The 17,161-nt window shown below is 51.1% G+C and carries 14 protein-coding genes; 8 read left to right on the top strand and 6 right to left on the bottom strand.

What is annotated here, in order from left to right:
- The first annotated feature begins 54 nt into the window (after positions 1 to 54).
- Positions 55 to 444, top strand: a complete 390-nt coding sequence (locus AC2VDX_RS13510) for a hypothetical protein (RefSeq protein ID WP_378181625.1) — start codon at positions 55 to 57, stop codon at positions 442 to 444.
- Here AC2VDX_RS13510 and AC2VDX_RS13505 read toward each other — a convergent pair.
- The 6 genes from AC2VDX_RS13505 to hisD form a co-directional block, all read right to left on the bottom strand.
- Positions 367 to 618, bottom strand: coding sequence for a hypothetical protein (locus AC2VDX_RS13505; RefSeq protein ID WP_486928178.1), 252 nt, complete (start codon positions 616 to 618; stop codon positions 367 to 369). The genes AC2VDX_RS13510 and AC2VDX_RS13505 overlap by 78 nt on opposite strands.
- A 162-nt stretch (positions 619 to 780) precedes the next feature.
- Positions 781 to 1,650, bottom strand: a complete 870-nt coding sequence (locus tag AC2VDX_RS13500; protein ID WP_378181631.1) for a DUF928 domain-containing protein — start codon at positions 1,648 to 1,650, stop codon at positions 781 to 783.
- Positions 1,651 to 1,753: 103 nt separating this feature from the next.
- Complete coding sequence (locus AC2VDX_RS13495) at positions 1,754 to 2,080, bottom strand: adenylate/guanylate cyclase domain-containing protein (protein WP_378181634.1); 327 nt, start codon at positions 2,078 to 2,080, stop codon at positions 1,754 to 1,756.
- A 117-nt stretch (positions 2,081 to 2,197) separates the two neighbouring features.
- Positions 2,198 to 2,836, bottom strand: coding sequence for a Uma2 family endonuclease (locus AC2VDX_RS13490; protein WP_378181637.1), 639 nt, complete (start codon positions 2,834 to 2,836; stop codon positions 2,198 to 2,200).
- A 480-nt stretch (positions 2,837 to 3,316) separates the two neighbouring features.
- Positions 3,317 to 3,742 (bottom strand): universal stress protein, encoded by a 426-nt coding sequence (locus tag AC2VDX_RS13485; RefSeq protein ID WP_378181640.1) that lies wholly within the window; start codon positions 3,740 to 3,742, stop codon positions 3,317 to 3,319.
- Between the two features lie 19 nt (positions 3,743 to 3,761).
- Positions 3,762 to 5,069, bottom strand: coding sequence for a histidinol dehydrogenase (gene hisD / locus AC2VDX_RS13480; protein ID WP_378181643.1), 1,308 nt, complete (start codon positions 5,067 to 5,069; stop codon positions 3,762 to 3,764).
- 204 nt (positions 5,070 to 5,273) lie between these two features.
- Here hisD and rpsT point away from each other — a divergent pair, with 204 nt between their 5' ends.
- The 7 genes from rpsT to AC2VDX_RS13445 all read left to right on the top strand — a co-directional run bounded on the left by rpsT (position 5,274) and on the right by AC2VDX_RS13445 (position 16,818).
- Complete coding sequence (gene rpsT / locus AC2VDX_RS13475) at positions 5,274 to 5,606, top strand: 30S ribosomal protein S20 (protein ID WP_378181646.1); 333 nt, start codon at positions 5,274 to 5,276, stop codon at positions 5,604 to 5,606.
- A 107-nt stretch (positions 5,607 to 5,713) separates the two neighbouring features.
- A complete protein-coding gene (locus tag AC2VDX_RS13470; protein WP_378181673.1) occupies positions 5,714 to 6,514 on the top strand; it encodes a TatD family hydrolase in 801 nt (266 codons plus the stop codon).
- 25 nt (positions 6,515 to 6,539) lie between these two features.
- The gene (locus AC2VDX_RS13465; protein ID WP_378181649.1) at positions 6,540 to 6,722 is read left to right on the top strand and encodes a hypothetical protein; all 183 of its coding nucleotides are present in this window, start codon (positions 6,540 to 6,542) and stop codon (positions 6,720 to 6,722) included.
- A 519-nt stretch (positions 6,723 to 7,241) separates the two neighbouring features.
- Positions 7,242 to 10,559 carry a DNA-directed RNA polymerase subunit beta gene (rpoB, locus tag AC2VDX_RS13460; RefSeq protein ID WP_378181652.1) on the top strand — a complete coding sequence of 1,106 codons (3,318 nt, stop codon included), beginning with the start codon at positions 7,242 to 7,244 and terminating at the stop codon, positions 10,557 to 10,559.
- Positions 10,560 to 10,651: 92 nt separating this feature from the next.
- Entirely contained in the window at positions 10,652 to 12,529 is a 1,878-nt protein-coding gene (locus tag AC2VDX_RS13455; RefSeq protein ID WP_378181655.1) for a DNA-directed RNA polymerase subunit gamma, read from the top strand.
- Between the two features lie 22 nt (positions 12,530 to 12,551).
- The gene (locus AC2VDX_RS13450) at positions 12,552 to 12,776 is read left to right on the top strand and encodes a hypothetical protein (RefSeq protein WP_378181658.1); all 225 of its coding nucleotides are present in this window, start codon (positions 12,552 to 12,554) and stop codon (positions 12,774 to 12,776) included.
- Complete coding sequence (locus AC2VDX_RS13445; RefSeq protein ID WP_378181661.1) at positions 12,739 to 16,818, top strand: DNA-directed RNA polymerase subunit beta'; 4,080 nt, start codon at positions 12,739 to 12,741, stop codon at positions 16,816 to 16,818. The genes AC2VDX_RS13450 and AC2VDX_RS13445 overlap by 38 nt, the downstream gene beginning before the upstream one ends.
- The last annotated feature ends 343 nt before the right edge of the window (positions 16,819 to 17,161 follow it).

Here is a 17,161-nt window from a genome sequence, read left to right as displayed (position 1 = left end):
CCATAGAAACCTCTGTACCAGTAACAACTAATAACCAAGAAATCACAACTGTTTATGCTAGGAAACTTTCAACAAAGCCATCTCAGAATAGAAGTAAATTCCCCAGCAGCAGCCATCGGCGACAGTCTGCTTCGTCCCAGCCAGCTAAGCCAGTGGCTGTGGCCCCAGCGCCTTTCCGCAGGGCTACCGGAACATCTGTCTGAGGGGTTAACTTACACCAGTTGGGTGGGGCCAGTGGCGATACAACACCAAGTGGAAGTGGCTCAACCTTACTGTCTGCGCCTGCTATTGAGTCAGGGAATTGACGGTTATCACGAGTGGTACTGGGGAGAACATTGGATACAGTCACGTCTGGAAGGGGTATCTCTACTGCCGCTGAGTTTGGGGCAAACACTCAGTTTGCTGCGCTTGCGTGAATTTCTGACATCCCACTCCGAGGGGTGAGGAGTGAGGAGTGAGGAGTGAGGAGTGAGGAGTGAGGAGTGAGGGCTGAGGGCTGAGGAGTGAGGGCTGAGGAGTGAGGAGTGAGGGCTGAGGGCTGAGGAGTGAGGACTGAGTAGAAGAACAATTTTCATTGTTGGTGATAGCGCGATCGCTATTAAAGACTAACTTGAACACGAACTGAGCAAGAAAGACAGAGAAAATAGATTCTTCTTTCCAGTGGCTTTTTGCAAATAGTTTTGCCTTCAGCCTGTGGAACAAAAGAAACCCGTTTTCTAGTAGAAAACGGGTTTTTATTCAGGCGGAGACAATTTTACATTTATCTTGAGTGTCAACTAGCTAGTGCTTCACCAACCGTTGCTGCTCTCGCTCTTTCACCTCTGTCAGTCCAATTTGCTCTAAGAGCGATAGAAACTCCTGGCGGATTAACGGATCGTTGGGGTTGGCGGCATGGGCGGCTAAAATTACCACTAGAGTATCGTACCAGTATGTTGACCGAGCGTAGATTGCTGCCTTGCCAATCTGCGATCGCGCAGCTGCCAGTTGTTTCTCTAGAGCAGGTGTCGCTGGTACGTGCTTAATCCAGCCTTGAGCAATCTGATTTTCAGAGGGTCGATTCGGATTGCACTTCACAGTGACTGTCCATCGATATTCCCGTCCTGGAACCAGTTCTGGCAGGTCTTTGGACATCTGGAGTTGATTAATCCCAGCCTGGGGTCTTTGGATTTGTTGCTCAATAATTGGCTCAGATACTCCTGATTCGACCAGTGTAAAGGCGATCGGTACTGATGGGGTGCCCGACAAGTACCAGTAAAAGATGGGACGACCTGATGCAGTCAATCCGGTGTGAGTAGTAGGAGCCAGCAAAGTCACAGATGTAAACTGAGACTGAGAGCATCCTTTTGGCGATTCATCAGCGCCTCTACTACCGCCGCCTCTGGGAATATTCACATCATCGGGTGGCTGATAATGAACTCGCGTTCCCGTTCCGATGGTGTCTACGGGAACACCCACATGACCCGGCTCGTAACCAGAACTTGTTGGCGTTTTCGGCAGAACATCTGCGTAAGCGGTCGAGCTAAACCCTAAATCAATTGATAGGCGGCTCAATAGAGAATTGAGGGGAATTTCTATTAAACCGAGAAACTGTATCAAAATCACTGATGCAGTTCCTGCTACCTTTGTCCCTAATTTACGGGAAATAACCATAGAGCTACAAATGATCTAATGCCAATAAATTTTTAGACGACAATTTGGCGATCGCAGTTTCCAGATCCCGGTACTGCAATACGGGTATTTGTTGTAATTTTTATTACTCTATCAAAACCTGATAAACTGCGGTCTGCTGTTCGCGCCCTTTGAGCATGACACTGCCGAGCCTGTTTGTGGGAAATTTGCCCTGAATATGCTGGGTTTGTTTCTTCATTACAGGACTTACGCAAAGCTTATACATATAGCGTTTTTTCGGGTTCAATCCCCTTGTGGTTGCCCTCATAGATGTGGTGATGTGCGGCGAGTCCTGATTAATTAAAATCCGGCAAATACCGCCATCCAGAGATTTATCGTGGCTTTCCAGTCGGGCTGCCACATTAACGCTGTCGCCAATCGTGGTGTAGTCCAGTCTTTGGGAACTGCCCAAGCTACCCGTAACGACATTGCTGTTGCTGACTCCTGACTTCTCAAAGATTGGATGTTGACGAGAGGGTAGCGATCGCCTGCGAACAAAGAGCGATCGCCCCTTTTTCCACTGCCTCTCTTATTCTTCTCTTTCTGGGGGGTTCTCTGCGTCTGTGGGGTTCGTTTCTGAATCTTCCTCTGTCACATTAAACTTAACCCCTTCATACAGGTTGCTGAAGGAAATTTGGAATTCTATTGAAGCTAGGGCTAATACAGAATCAGCACCTTCATACTCAGTAAGTACCCATTTCCCTTCTGCATTTTTAGCAAACTGCTTTACATACAATTTATACTGGTCAATCAGAATATATTCTGTAAACCCAGGAATTGACCGATAATAATCAAACTTATCTACTTGATCGTAGTTTTTAGTAGATTTAGATAAAACTTCACTAATCATCAACGGATTGGTTACAGTAGTCGTGCCAGTTCCCTCATACACTGGCTCTCCTTGAATCACCATGATATCTGGATAAGTGTAAACTCGATAACGCGGTATCCACAACCGCACATCACCCATAAATATTCGAGAGTTCTGCCTCCTCATTGCCAATTTAAAATAGGCGTAAAAATTCCCTGCGATTTCGTTATGTTCGGTTGTTCCACCCGTCATCGGTACGATTTCCCCATTTCTATATTCACTTTTGTATTCAGCCGTTTCTTCTAGTTGTAGATATTCCTCTGGGGTGTAGGAACGTATTTGTGTTTGTGTTTGCATATCATTTTCCTCAAATTATAATAATTTTGTCTATATTATAGTTATAAATAAACTGCGCGATCGCATCTGGGATGTGATGGTAAAAGGGCGCGATCGCACTTTCTCTTACTCATTCTCACTATGGTGAATTTTGGTGCAGAATTTTTGCGCGATCGCACTTGTATTTATCTTAGTTTTCAGAAATTTATCTTTGATTTAATTAGTCTCGTAATTAGCACATTTTGTAGAGACGCGATTAATCGCGTCTCTACGAATTCTTGAGCCAACATAACCATACCTGATTCACATAAATTGAGGTAAGTTTTATGAAAACTAACGACTGATGCTAATCACTAGGAAAGTGTTACATCCGCTCAGAGCATCGGCTGAAAAAACTCAAACTCAAACGCGAAATACTTCCGCAGTTATTCTGGCAAAACGCGATCGCTATAGGGGCGAACATTGCCCACTCCTAGCAGGTTCATTTTTAATTTTTAATTTTTATGCCTGCTTCACCACTAGCACGGAACAAGGGGCATCAGCAACAACTTGGCTGCTGACAGACCCCTCTATAATTCGCTTCAAACCCGTTAAACCCCGACTGCCAATCACAATCAAGTCAGCTTGATAAATATTCGCAAGGCGGATAATTTCTTCAGCGGGATCGCCAGTAACGATTTCTAGTTCGCTGTGGCAGGGTAGAGCAGCCTGATAAGATTCCATCTGCCTTTCAATCTGTCGATAGGGCAGCTCCTCCGAACAGGCGTGGGGCTTGTCAACAGCAATTTCTACCTCAGACCCCGACGAAGGAATGACGTGGGAAAGAATGATTTTGGTCGTTGGCTGTAGTTGGAGTTCTTTCAGGGACTGAATCACTCCCTCCGAAAGCTCTGAACTGTCGAGAGCCACCAGAATAATTTTTAGCACCCCAAAATCTCCTTTTTCGTTATTCGTCAGACCTCTTCTCGGTTCGCAGCCGCACGGAGTCAGCGTGGGAAGGCAAACCCTCCGCTTGGGCAAGAATCTGGATAGCGTTGCCAAGCTTCTGGAGCGCTGTGGGCGAGTATTGAATCAGACTGGAGTGTTTCAGAAACGTTTCAACTCCCAGTGCTGAAGCGTAACGGGCAGCGCCGGAGGTAGGCAGCGTGTGATTCGGCCCTGCTAAGTAGTCTCCCACAGCTTCGGGCGTTGAGGAACCCAGGAAGATAGCACCCGCGTGGCGAATTTTTTCCAGCAGATCCCAGGGTTCTTGGACTTCCAGCTCCAGGTGTTCGGGGGCAAACTCGTTGGAGAGTTCGGCAGCAACCAACAGAGAGTCTACCACCACAATCAAACCGTAATGAGCGATCGCTTTCTCTGTGAGTAGCCGTCGCGGATGATCTTCCAACTGACGTTCTACTTCTAGCTGTACTTTCTTCGCCAACCCGGTTTCTGTAGTCAGGAGAATTGCCGCTGCCATTGGATCGTGTTCCGCCTGCGCCAACATATCTGCCGCCACATAGACGGGATTGGCGTTTTCATCGGCAATAATCAGTACCTCAGAAGGCCCTGCTAGCGAGTCGATCCCCACAGTGCCGTAAACGAGCTTTTTCGCCAGGGTGACGTAGATATTACCGGGACCGGTGATCACATCTACCTTAGGAATGGTTTCGGTGCCATAAGCCAAAGCCGCGATCGCTTGAGCGCCCCCAATCCGATAAATTTCCTGCACCCCGGCTTCCTGGGCTGCCACTAGCACCGCTGCATTCATCGTTTTTTCTTGCCCTGGTGGCGTCACCATGACAATTCTAGGCACACCCGCCACCTTTGCAGGGATGGCGTTCATTAATACCGTACTTGGATAGGACGCTCGACCGCCAGGAACGTAAAGCCCTGCTCGGTCTACCGGCGTATAGCGCTTCCCCAAAACAATATCATCGTCCCCGAATTGAACCCAAGATTTCGGGACGCGCTGCCGGTGGAATGTTTCTATTTGTTGACGTGCCAGTTGAATCGCGTTGAGTAACTCCTTGGACACCTGTTGATAGGCAGCATCCAGTTCTGAGCCACTAACGCGCAGCTGTTCGAGACTTAAAGTTTGTCGATCGAATTCAGCCGTGTAGTGCAGCAGCGCTTTGTCGCCCTGGCGCTTCACAGCCTGTAAGACTTCCCGAACAGTTGCCTCTTTATGAACAATCTGGTCGTCATGGATGCGATCGCAGATACGCCGCAGTTCAGTTCTTGCCTCAGCTACCTGAGTAATGATTCGCAGCATGGAGTCGGAATCACCATCTAGGAATTACCCGCCTGAGTTCAGGTATATAACCATCCTCATCCCTGGAGATGAGGCAGCCTACTACCTGTACTCGTTTCTATAGCTTAACCTGGATTTTTCAAGGGATCGCTATACTTTATAGAGAGATGGTATATTAATCTATCTAGTTCTGTTTGTTAACTGTACAGAGTTTTCCTCAAGACTGTGGCCAATACTAAGTCTGCCCTAAAGCGAGTCCAAGTAGCCGAACGCAACCGGCTGCGTAACAAGACCTATAAATCAGCCGTAAAAACGCTGATGAAGAATTATCTTGCAGCCGTCCAAACCCACGCAGCCAATCCCACTCCGGAATCGCTGCAAGAAGTACAGCGGCGGATGTCAGAGGCCTACAGCAAGATTGACAAAGCGGTAAAGCGGGGGGTGTTGCATACCAACAACGGTGCCCGTAAAAAATCCAATCTCGCCAAGGCTCTCAAACGCACGCAACCCCAGCCAGAAGCTTCAACCCCGGCTTCGTCGGATGCTTCTGCTTCCTAGTTGCTAGCCGCTCGTCAGCAGTTAGTTGTTTATTGGTAGTAGGCTGTAGGTAGAATTCCCACTACCTCTTACTTGCTACCCATGCTTGATGACCAATGACTGAACAGATACAGTTGTTCGATACCCACGTCCATATAAACTTCGATCTCTTCCAGTCCGATCTGGAAGAGATTAAGGCTCGGTGGTGCGAAGCGGGTGTCGTTCGGCTAGTTCATTCGTGCGTGGAACCTGCGGAGTTTTCAAGCATTCAAGCGCTAGCAAACCGATTTCCAGAACTTTACTTCGCCGTGGGGTTACATCCCCTAGATACCGAGAAGTGGACATCAGAAACTGCCGAACAAATTCGTTCCCTGGCTAGTTCTGACCACCGAGTGGTAGCAATTGGCGAAATGGGTCTGGATTTTTATAAAGCGGAAGATTGGGAGCGGCAAAAAGCAGTGTTTGAAGCACAGCTAGCGATCGCGCAGCAACTAGATTTGCCTGTAATTATTCACTGTCGGGATGCTGCTGCGACCCTGCACGGACTGTTGCAAGATTTCTGGAAGCGCACAGGTTCCGTGCGGGGCGTCATGCACTGCTGGGGGGGCACTCCGGAAGAAATGCAATGGTTTTTGGATTTGGGTTTCTATATTAGTATCAGCGGCATCGTGACGTTTAAAAACGCCACTCAGATTCAGGAATCGGCAAGGATAATCCCCAGCGATCGCCTCCTAATTGAAACCGATTGCCCCTTCCTCGCACCCGTTCCCAAGCGTGGCAAACGTAACGAACCCTCCTACGTCCGATATGTCGCCGAGTGTGTTGCCCATCTGAGGGGTGTCTCTTTAGAGACTCTAGCAACGCAAACCACCCAGAATGCCTGCAATCTGTTTCGACTTTCCGTACCTCAGCCTAGTGCGGCGATTTAGTGCCCAATGGTAAGGGCTTCTATCCATGCCGTCTGCCATACCCGTCCTGAGTGCTGTAGACACCTGGAAGGGAGGGGGGAACCACGACAGAGACATCCATACCGAGAAGGCAAGAACTTTTGGTGGCAAATCTCTTTTCTCCCCCTCTGGGTTTTATTACCCCAGTCTAGAGGCAGGTGTCAACAAAGAAAGTCAATTTGCGACATAATATTTAAAAGACCCTCTATGAACAGAATTCTGGCAATCAGACTGGGATGGCTGCCTGCTCCCCCTTTCACAGACTTCATACCCCTGCAATCACTGTCCTTATACCTGGTAAAGAAGCACTAAATATTATCTTTGAGCAAACAAGTCGGAGCGAACTGCTGGTTCGCTTATAAAACCAACGAAAAACAACCCTGAGACGTTTCCTTCCTAGTGGGGACTAAACGGCTCAGGTTATTCTTGCGAATCGCTTGTCCTTGGGAATGAGTGAGGCAGACTTCGCCGCTACCGCTTACTTTGGCACGAATTCCATCCCCCTAGATGGGAAGGATGTAAAGATGAAGGACGAATTCGGAACCATCAACGATAAAGGATGAATCCATTTGGCATTCATCACCCTAACGGATGACTTTTGAGTCCTAGACGATCGGGTTGATCGGGAAGTCGGGTCTCCCCACTGGCATTCTTCTTAAACCCACCCTTACGACAGGTAACTCCTGAATTCTTTTGCAAGAGGAAAAGCATGACTAATCAGACCTCCACTCCAGTTGCTTATATGTTGCCAGACCTGGTTGAAATTCAGCGAGCCAGCTTCCGCTGGTTCCTGGAAGAAGGTCTGATTGAGGAACTTAACAGCTTTTCGCCAATTACCGATTACACCGGCAAGCTGGAGTTGCATTTCTTGGGCAAAGACTACAAACTCAAGCGACCCAAGTACGATGTAGATGAAGCCAAGCGTCGGGACGCAAGCTATGCCGTACAAATGTACGTTCCTACGCGGCTAATTAATAAAGAAGATGGGACGATTAAAGAGCAAGAAGTCTTCATCGGCGATTTGCCCCTGATGACCGACCGAGGCACGTTCATTATTAATGGTGCTGAGCGGGTGATCGTCAACCAGATCGTGCGAAGCCCCGGAGTTTATTACAAATCGGAAACAGACAAAAACGGACGTCGCACCTACTCAGCAAGCTTGATTCCCAACCGGGGAGCGTGGCTGAAGTTTGAAACCGATAAAAACGACTTGGTGTGGGTGCGAATCGATAAGACGCGCAAGCTGTCGGCGCAGGTATTACTCAAAGCTCTGGGGCTTTCCGACTCGGAGATTTTTGATGCATTGCGTCACCCGGAATATTTCCAGAAGACCATTGAGAAAGAGGGGCAGTTTTCCGAAGAAGAAGCGCTCATGGAGCTATATCGGAAACTCCGTCCGGGGGAACCGCCAACCGTTTCTGGTGGTTCTCAGTTGTTGGAATCGCGCTTCTTTGACCCGAAGCGATACGACCTGGGCCGAGTCGGTCGCTATAAGCTGAACAAGAAGCTGCGGCTCTCGGTGCCGGATACAATGCGAGTGCTGACCCCGACAGATATTCTGGCGGCAGTAGACTACCTAATCAACTTGGAATATGACATCGGGATTACGGATGATATCGACCATTTGGGCAACCGAAGAGTGCGCTCGGTGGGTGAACTGCTACAAAACCAAGTGCGCGTCGGGTTGAACCGTTTGGAGCGGATTATCCGAGAGCGAATGACCGTTTCGGATGCCGAAACGCTAACACCTGCTTCTTTGGTGAACCCGAAGCCTTTAGTGGCGGCGATTAAGGAATTTTTCGGTTCTTCTCAGCTATCCCAGTTTATGGATCAGACAAATCCCTTAGCGGAGCTGACCCACAAGCGGCGACTCTCGGCGTTGGGTCCGGGGGGATTAACGCGGGAACGGGCCGGGTTTGCGGTGCGGGATATTCATCCGAGTCACTACGGACGGATTTGCCCAATTGAGACGCCAGAGGGACCGAACGCGGGATTGATCGGCTCTTTGGCAACTCATGCGCGGGTGAATGCCTACGGATTTATAGAGACGCCGTTCTGGAAGGTAGACATGGGGCGGGTACTCAAGGAACAAGCTCCGGTGTATATGACGGCGGATGAGGAAGACGATTTGCAAGTCGCGCCGGGGGATATCCCGATGGATGTGGATGGGTGGATTTTGGGAGAATCGGTGGCGGTGAGGTATCGCCAAGATTTCACGACCACAACCCCCGACATGGTGGACTATGTAGCGGTATCGCCGGTGCAGATTATTTCTGTTGCCACATCGTTGATTCCCTTTTTGGAACACGACGATGCCAACCGGGCGTTGATGGGGTCGAATATGCAGCGGCAGGCGGTGCCGTTGTTGAAGCCAGAGCGACCCTTAGTGGGGACTGGATTGGAAGCCCAGGCGGCGCGGGACTCTGGGATGGTGGTGGTGGCGCGGGAAGATGGGGAAGTCACCTTTGTGGATGCGACGCGGATTGCGGTGCGGAGTTTCGATGAAGCGGGAGTTCCCTTAGGACCGCAGATCGAGTATGAGTTGCAGAAGTATCAGCGCTCAAACCAGGATACCTGCTTGAATCAGCGACCCTTGGTGTATGAAGGCGACTTCATCGTTGCCGGACAGGTACTTGCTGATGGCTCTGCGACCGAGGGGGGCGAACTGGCTCTGGGGCAGAATATTCTGGTGGCGTATATGCCCTGGGAGGGCTACAACTACGAGGACGCGATCTTAATCAGCGAACGGCTGGTTTACGACGATGTCTACACGAGCATCCACATTGAGAAGTACGAAATCGAGGCGCGGCAAACCAAACTAGGACCCGAAGAAATTACGCGGGAAATCCCCAATGTTGGGGAAGATAGCTTGCGAAGCCTGGATGAAACCGGGATTATCCGAATTGGAGCCTGGGTAGAGGCGGGGGACATTTTGGTGGGGAAGGTGACGCCGAAGGGGGAATCTGACCAGCCGCCGGAAGAGAAACTGCTGCGGGCAATTTTCGGTGAAAAGGCGCGGGATGTGCGGGACAACTCCCTGCGGGTGCCGAACGGAGAGAAGGGGCGAGTGGTAGACGTGCGCGTCTTCACCCGCGAACAGGGCGACGAACTGCCCCCCGGAGCGAACATGGTGGTGCGCGTCTATGTCGCGCAGAAGCGCAAAATCCAAGTGGGCGACAAGATGGCGGGACGGCACGGCAATAAGGGGATTATTTCCCGGATATTACCCGCCGAAGATATGCCCTACCTGCCAGATGGGACGCCTGTGGACATCGTGCTGAACCCCCTGGGGGTGCCATCGCGGATGAATGTGGGGCAGGTGTTTGAGTGCTTGCTGGGATGGGCTGGCGAGAACTTAGGCGTCCGCTTCAAAGTGATTCCCTTCGACGAAATGCACGGAGCGGAAAAAAGCCGCGAGTCAGTGCATGGCAAGTTGGAGGAGGCGAAGAAGAAGACTGGGAAGAACTGGCTGTTTAACCCTGATGAAGCCGGGAAGCTCCGAGTCTTTGATGGGCGTACTGGGGAAGCCTTTGACCGCCCGATCACAGTGGGCAAGGCGTATATGCTGAAGCTGGTACACCTGGTAGACGACAAGATCCACGCCCGTTCTACGGGACCCTACTCTTTGGTGACGCAGCAACCCTTGGGAGGCAAAGCGCAACAGGGTGGGCAGAGATTTGGCGAAATGGAAGTGTGGGCGCTGGAGGCTTTTGGCGCTGCCTACATTTTGCAGGAGTTGCTGACGGTGAAATCCGACGATATGCAGGGGCGGAACGAAGCGCTGAATGCGATCGTGAAAGGCAAGGCGATTCCGCGACCGGGAACACCAGAGTCCTTCAAGGTGTTGATGCGAGAACTGCAATCTCTGTGTTTAGATATTGCCGTCCATAAGGTGGAGACGACCGAAGACGGAACCACGGGACACGTAGAGGTTGACTTGATGGCGGATGTGTCAAATCGCCGGACACCGACGCGACCCACGTATGAATCTCTCAGCCGCGAGGAACTGGAAGAAGACGAAGTTTAATCAATGAAAAATGAAAAATTAAAAATTAAAAATTAGGAATTCTTTAATTTTTAATTTTTCATTTTTAATTTTTAATTGGAGCGCAGCGACAGATGAGACATCAGCTAGAACAGCGGTTTGACTACGTCAAGATTGCTCTGGCATCGCCAAAGCGAATTCAGGAGTGGGGGCAAAGAAACCTGCCCAATGGTCAAGTGGTGGGTGAGGTCACGAAACCCGAAACGATCAATTACCGGACGCTCAAACCAGAAATGGATGGCCTTTTCTGCGAACGCATTTTTGGTCCCGCAAAAGATTGGGAATGCCACTGCGGCAAGTACAAGCGGGTGCGCCACAGGGGTATCGTCTGCGAACGCTGCGGCGTAGAAGTGACAGAATCGCGGGTGCGTCGTCACCGCATGGGCTACATTAAGCTGGCGGCACCTGTGGCTCACGTCTGGTATCTCAAGGGCATTCCCAGCTATATGTCGATTCTGCTAGATATGCCCCTGCGGGATGTGGAGCAGATTGTCTATTTCAATGCCTATGTGGTACTCAGTCCCGGCAACGCGGAGAATCTCAGTTACAAACAGTTGCTGACGGAAGATCAGTGGCTGGAAATTGAGGAGCAGCTCTATAGCGAAGATTCTACCCTGCAAGGTGTAGAGGTGGGAATCGGTGCTGAGGCGCTGCAACGTCTCTTACAGGACATTAACTTGGAAGCAGAGGCTGAGTCCCAAAGAGAGGAAATTGCCAATGCTAAGGGTCAGAAGCGGGCGAAACTGATTAAGCGCCTGCGGGTGATTGACAACTTTATCGCGACTGGTTCTAAGCCAGAGTGGATGGTGCTGACGGTGATTCCGGTGATTCCGCCAGATTTGCGTCCAATGGTGCAGCTGGATGGCGGCAGATTTGCCACTTCTGACTTGAATGACTTGTATCGTCGGGTAATTAACCGCAATAACCGCTTAGCACGGCTCCAAGAAATCTTGGCACCAGAAATCATCGTCCGCAACGAGAAGCGGATGTTGCAAGAAGCGGTGGATGCGTTAATTGATAATGGTCGTCGGGGGCGGACGGTAGTAGGAGCCAATAATCGACCGCTGAAATCTCTGTCGGACATTATTGAAGGTAAGCAGGGACGTTTCCGGCAAAACCTGTTGGGTAAACGAGTAGATTACTCCGGACGTTCTGTAATTGTGGTGGGACCGAAGCTAAAAATCCACCAATGCGGCTTGCCACGAGAAATGGCAATTGAGTTATTCCAACCGTTTGTGATTCACCGGCTGATTCGCGGCGGACTGGTCAATAATATCAAGGCAGCCAAGAAGCTGATTCAGCGAGGGGATGCCTCTGTGTGGGACGTGCTAGAGGAAGTAATTGCCGGTCACCCGGTGATGCTGAACCGGGCACCAACGCTGCACCGTTTAGGGATTCAAGCGTTTGAGCCAATTCTGGTAGAAGGTCGAGCCATTCAGCTGCACCCGCTGGTATGTCCGGCTTTCAACGCCGACTTCGACGGCGACCAGATGGCGGTTCACGTACCGCTTTCTTTGGAGGCTCAGGCAGAAGCGCGGTTACTGATGCTGGCTTCTAATAACATCCTCTCGCCAGCGACGGGACGACCGATTGTAACGCCTAGCCAAGACATGGTATTGGGCTGCTATTACCTAACGGCAGAAAACCCAGCAGCGACCAAGGGAGCTGGAGGTTATTTCGGCAGCTTGGATGATGCGCTCTTAGCCTATGAGCAGTCTGCGGTAGATTTACACGCCTACATCTGGGTGCGCTTTGAGGGGATGGTAGAGAATGATAAACCGGATGCGGAGCCGGAAAAGGTGGAAACCCTAGCTGATGGCACCGTGTGGAAAACCTACAACTTCCGCCGAGTGCGGGAAGACAAGGGAGGAAATGTCTTGACTCAATACATTCGGACGACGCCCGGTCGAATTATCTACAATAAGACGATTCAAGAGGCATTGGCAGTATAAATCAGTGCTGAGGACGGAGTGATTGAGGACTGGGCAAAGAGTTTTAACTTTCCTACTCACTCACGTCCTCATTCCTGTGTTCTGTGTTCGCTCAGTCCGCGAGTTGAATGCCGCTACGCTAACACTCCTCATCGCTCAGTCCTCTTTAAATACTCAGTCGCGAGTAGAGCGCCGCTACGCTAACAGTCCTTATACCTCAGTCTTAACTTATGGCAGAGCAACCAGAAATCAAACATATTTTTCATAATCGGATGGTGGACAAAGGGCAACTGAAGAAACTGGTTGCCTGGGCATTTACCCATTACGGTAGTGCCCGCACCTCCCAAATGGCAGACCGCCTGAAAGATTTGGGCTTCCACTACGCCACTAAAGCAGGTGTCTCAATTAGTGTGGATGACTTGCAGGTGCCGGATTCTAAGCGGCAGTTGCTGGAAGCCGCAGAAATTGAAATTCGCGCTACAGAAGCACGCTACACGCGGGGGGAAATCACCGAGGTAGAGCGCTTTCAAAAGGTTATCGACACTTGGAATAGCACCAGTGAAGCGCTCAAGGATGAGGTGGTTCGCAACTTTAGACAAAAAGATCCCCTGAATTCGGTCTATATGATGGCGTTTTCTGGGGCGCGGGGAAATATTTCTCAGGTGCGTCAGTTGGTGGGGATGCGTGGATTGATGGCAAATCCCCAGGGAGAGATTATTGGTCTGCCGATTAAGACGAATTTCCGGGAAGGGTTGACCGTCACGGAATATATCATCTCGTCTTATGGGGCGCGGAAGGGATTAGTAGATACTGCTCTACGTACGGCAGATTCCGGCTATCTTACCCGCCGCCTGGTGGATGTGTCTCAGGATGTGATTGTTCGGGAAGTGGACTGCGGCACCCAGCGAGGGATTCGCTTACGCAGCATGACTTCGGACGATCGCGTGCTGATTCCTTTGTCAGATCGCCTGCTGGGCCGCGTTTTAGTAGAAGATGCGGTTCATCCTACCACGGGTGAAGTGGTAATGCCGTGCAATCAGCCGATGTCAGAAGAAATGGGGCTGAAAATTGTTAAGGCTGGGGTAGAAGAAGTTTTTGTGCGATCGCCCTTGACCTGCGAAGCCGCCCGTTCCGTGTGTCAATATTGTTACGGCTGGAGCCTCGCCCACGGACATCTCGTGGATCTGGGGGAAGCGGTGGGCATTATTGCTGCTCAATCGATTGGGGAACCGGGCACCCAGCTCACCATGCGGACGTTCCACACTGGCGGCGTCTTCACTGGCGAAGTAGCGCGACAAGTCCGTGCGCCGATGACCGCCAAAGTGCGCTTCAGCCGAGGGATGCGGACGCGGGGGATGCGGACGCGACACGGGGAAGATGCCCTGCTGGTGGAATCGACAAATGCGGAATTGATTCTCGATCCGGTAGACAGCACTCAGCAGCAAATCTCGATTCCGCTTACTCAAAATTCCACCCTGTACTGTGTCAATGGCGGTACGGTAACGGCAGAACAGCTATTGGGTGAAGTCGCGATCGTTTCTCCCACTCGCGCCCATACAGAAAAAGCCGCTAAAGACGTTCCCACTGACCTGGCAGGCGAAGTGAAGTTTGAAGGTCTGCTTCCAGAAGAAAAAACCGACCGCCAAGGGAACACCACCCGAATTGCGGCGCGGGGTGGCTTACTGTGGATTTTGTCTGGAGAAGTTTACAACCTACCTCCAGGTGCTGAAGCCGTCGTGCAGAACGGTAAAGTGGTGAATCGCCACGACGTACTCGCAGAAACCAAGTTGGTGAGCGAACATGGTGGCGTCGTCCGGCTAAAAGCTGATGACGCTGGTTCGCGGGGACGAGAAATCGAAATTATCACCGCTAGCGTGCTGCTAGACCAGGCACGGGTGCGAATGGAAGCCACTCAAGGTCGCGACCACTATGTAATTTATACCGGCGACAATCAGCGCTTTTCCCTGAAGGCCACACCAGGGACAAAAGTGCAAAACCACCAGGTAGTAGCCGACTTAATTGACGATCGCTATCGCACCCAGACCGGGGGAATTATTAAATACGCCGGTGTGGAAGTTGCCAAAAAAGCCAAGGCAAAACAAGGATACGAAGTCATCAAAGGCGGCACCTTGCTGTGGATTCCAGAAGAATCCCATGAAGTGAACAAGGATATCTCCCTCCTGCAAGTGGAAGACGGTCAATACGTAGAAGCCATGACAGAGGTCGTCAAAGATATCTTCTGTCAAACGGCTGGGATAGTGGAAGTAACCCAGAAAAACGATATCCTGCGGGAAATCGTAATTAAGCCCGGTGAACTGCATTTGGTCGATGACCCAGAAGCAGTGATGGGAACAGATGGGTCGCTGTTCTATCCGGGACAGGAAGTTATGCCAGGGCTAACGGTTAGCGAGTTGCGCTATACCGAATTTGTGGAAACCCCTGAAGGTCCTGCATTGTTGCTGCGTCCGGTGACTGAGTTTCACGTTCCGGATGAGCCGAGCGTACCGTCTCAAGCTTCTATTTCTGGCAGGGGACGTTACAAGATTGAGCTGCGGGCAGTGCAGCGGCTTCCTTATAAAGATGGGGAGCGGGTAAAGTCCATCGAAGGGCTGGAACTGCTGCGGACGCAATTGGTGCTGGAAATTGGCTATGGAACCGAGGGCGAAAGCAGTTCCGAGAGCATCGGTGCTTTGGAGCTACTGGCGGCGGATATTGAGTTGCTGCCAATTGAAGGGAAGGAAGTTGAGGCAAAAGGCAAGGGCGAACAAGAAAGCTCCGAGCTTTCAGCCGTTAGTTCGGAACTTTCGCCTCGGACTTCAGAGATGCGGTTACAGCTCTTGGTTTCCGAATCTCTGGTGATTCGTCGCGATACGGCGGCAGATCCGCTTTCTGGCAGTACGCATACGCGGATTATGGTGACAGACTCTCAGCAGATCGAGCCGGGAGCCGTTGTGGCTCGCACGGAAATTCAGTGCAAGGATGCCGGAGAAGTCCGGGGGATTCGCGCTGGAGAAGCCTCGATTCGCCGGGTGCTGCTGGTTCGGGATACCGACCGGATGAGTGTTGACACGAAAGGCGCTAAACCCACCGTAAAAGTGGGAGCGCTCGTAGTAGCAGGGACTGAAATCGCCTCCGGCGTACTTGCTCCAGCGTCGGGTCAAATTTCCGCCATCTTAGAGGATTCGATCCAGTTGCGTCTGGCGCGTCCTTATCGCGTGTCTTCCGGAGCCGTCCTGCATATCGATGATGGAGACTTGGTGCAGCGGGGTGACAACCTAGTGCTGCTAGTCTTTGAGCGGGCGAAAACTGGGGATATCATCCAAGGTTTGCCGCGTATTGAAGAACTGCTGGAGGCGCGGAAGCCAAAAGAAGCGTGTATTTTGACGCGGCGTGCGGGAACTGCTCAGGTCGTTTACGGAGATCAGCAGGACGCAGAGGAGATTAAAGTCATCGAGTCAGACGGCGTCGTGGCTGACTATCCCCTTGGCCCCGGACAGAACGTCATTGTCGGAGATGACATGGTTGTGGAGACTGCGGAGGCGCTAACCGATGGTCCTGCCAACCCCCATGAGATTCTAGAGATTTTCTTTGAGCATTACCGGGAAACGATGGGAGTCTACGAAGCGGCGCTTATGGCGTTGCAGAAGGTTCAGACTTTCCTGGTGAATGAAGTGCAATCGGTGTATCAATCTCAGGGGATTGATATTTCTGATAAGCATATTGAGGTGATTGTGCGCCAGATGACCTCGAAAGTGCGGGTGGATGATGGCGGCGATACCACGATGCTGCCTGGAGAGTTGGTGGAACTGCGGCAGATTGAGCAAGTGAATGAAGCGATGGCAATTACTGGCGGGGCACCGGCGCAATATACGCCGATGTTGCTGGGGATTACCAAGGCATCGCTGAATACAGATAGCTTTATTTCTGCGGCATCCTTCCAGGAAACGACGCGGGTTCTCACAGAAGCGGCAATTGAAGGCAAATCTGACTGGCTGCGCGGTCTGAAGGAGAATGTGATCATTGGGCGACTGATTCCGGCAGGAACCGGGTTCAATGCCTATGAGGACAGCATCAGCTCAGATGTTGATATATCGGTATCTGGCTTCGGTACCGGACTGGATGTTGAGGAGGACGCGCTGGACGTGGTGCTGGATGACCGAACGGCTCGTGCTTACAGCCCAGGACTCGGATTTGAAGAGCGGCCTACTTATGGAATGGGTGGTAGCGCTATCTCTCCAGTTCTCGATGATGACGACGACCTCGTTGAGGATGTTGAGGATGACGACGACTTTGAGGATGACGAGGATTAAAGAGTAATGAGTACCGAGGACTGTAGGCGCTTCGCCTTCCCGAAGGGTGGAGAGAGGAGAAAGAGGAAGTAAAAAGTAGTAAACGCGGTGTGCAACTTTCTGTATTTCTCCCCCCTTAAAAAGGGGCTAAGAAAAAGTTGCACGTGGCGTTAGTAAGTAATAGAGAAGAGAATTTTCTCTCTCTTTTCTATTACTTTTGACTTCTAACTCACTCAGTCCTCAGTCCTCAGTCCTCAGTCCTCAGTCCTCAGTCCTCAGTCCTCAGTCCTCAGTCCTCAGTCCTCAGTCCTCAGTCCTCAGTCCTCAGTCCTCAGTCCTCAGTCCTCAGTCCTCAGTCCTCAGT

Source organism: Coleofasciculus sp. H7-1 (genome assembly GCF_057473865.1).
This window is presented reverse-complemented; position numbering and strand designations above follow the sequence as displayed.

What these genes read in the sequence shown, in the direction of transcription:
- rpoB (WP_378181652.1), top strand. Translation starts at nt 7,242, where the DNA reads ATGACTAATCAGACCTCCACTCCAGTTGCTTATATGTTGCCAGACCTG.
- hisD (WP_378181643.1), bottom strand. Translation starts at nt 5,069, where the DNA reads ATGCTGCGAATCATTACTCAGGTAGCTGAGGCAAGAACTGAACTGCGG.
- AC2VDX_RS13465 (WP_378181649.1), top strand. Translation starts at nt 6,540, where the DNA reads ATGCCGTCTGCCATACCCGTCCTGAGTGCTGTAGACACCTGGAAGGGA.
- AC2VDX_RS13500 (WP_378181631.1), bottom strand. Translation starts at nt 1,650, where the DNA reads ATGGTTATTTCCCGTAAATTAGGGACAAAGGTAGCAGGAACTGCATCA.
- AC2VDX_RS13490 (WP_378181637.1), bottom strand. Translation starts at nt 2,836, where the DNA reads ATGCAAACACAAACACAAATACGTTCCTACACCCCAGAGGAATATCTA.
- AC2VDX_RS13510 (WP_378181625.1), top strand. Translation starts at nt 55, where the DNA reads ATGCTAGGAAACTTTCAACAAAGCCATCTCAGAATAGAAGTAAATTCC.
- AC2VDX_RS13455 (WP_378181655.1), top strand. Translation starts at nt 10,652, where the DNA reads ATGAGACATCAGCTAGAACAGCGGTTTGACTACGTCAAGATTGCTCTG.
- AC2VDX_RS13445 (WP_378181661.1), top strand. Translation starts at nt 12,739, where the DNA reads ATGGCAGAGCAACCAGAAATCAAACATATTTTTCATAATCGGATGGTG.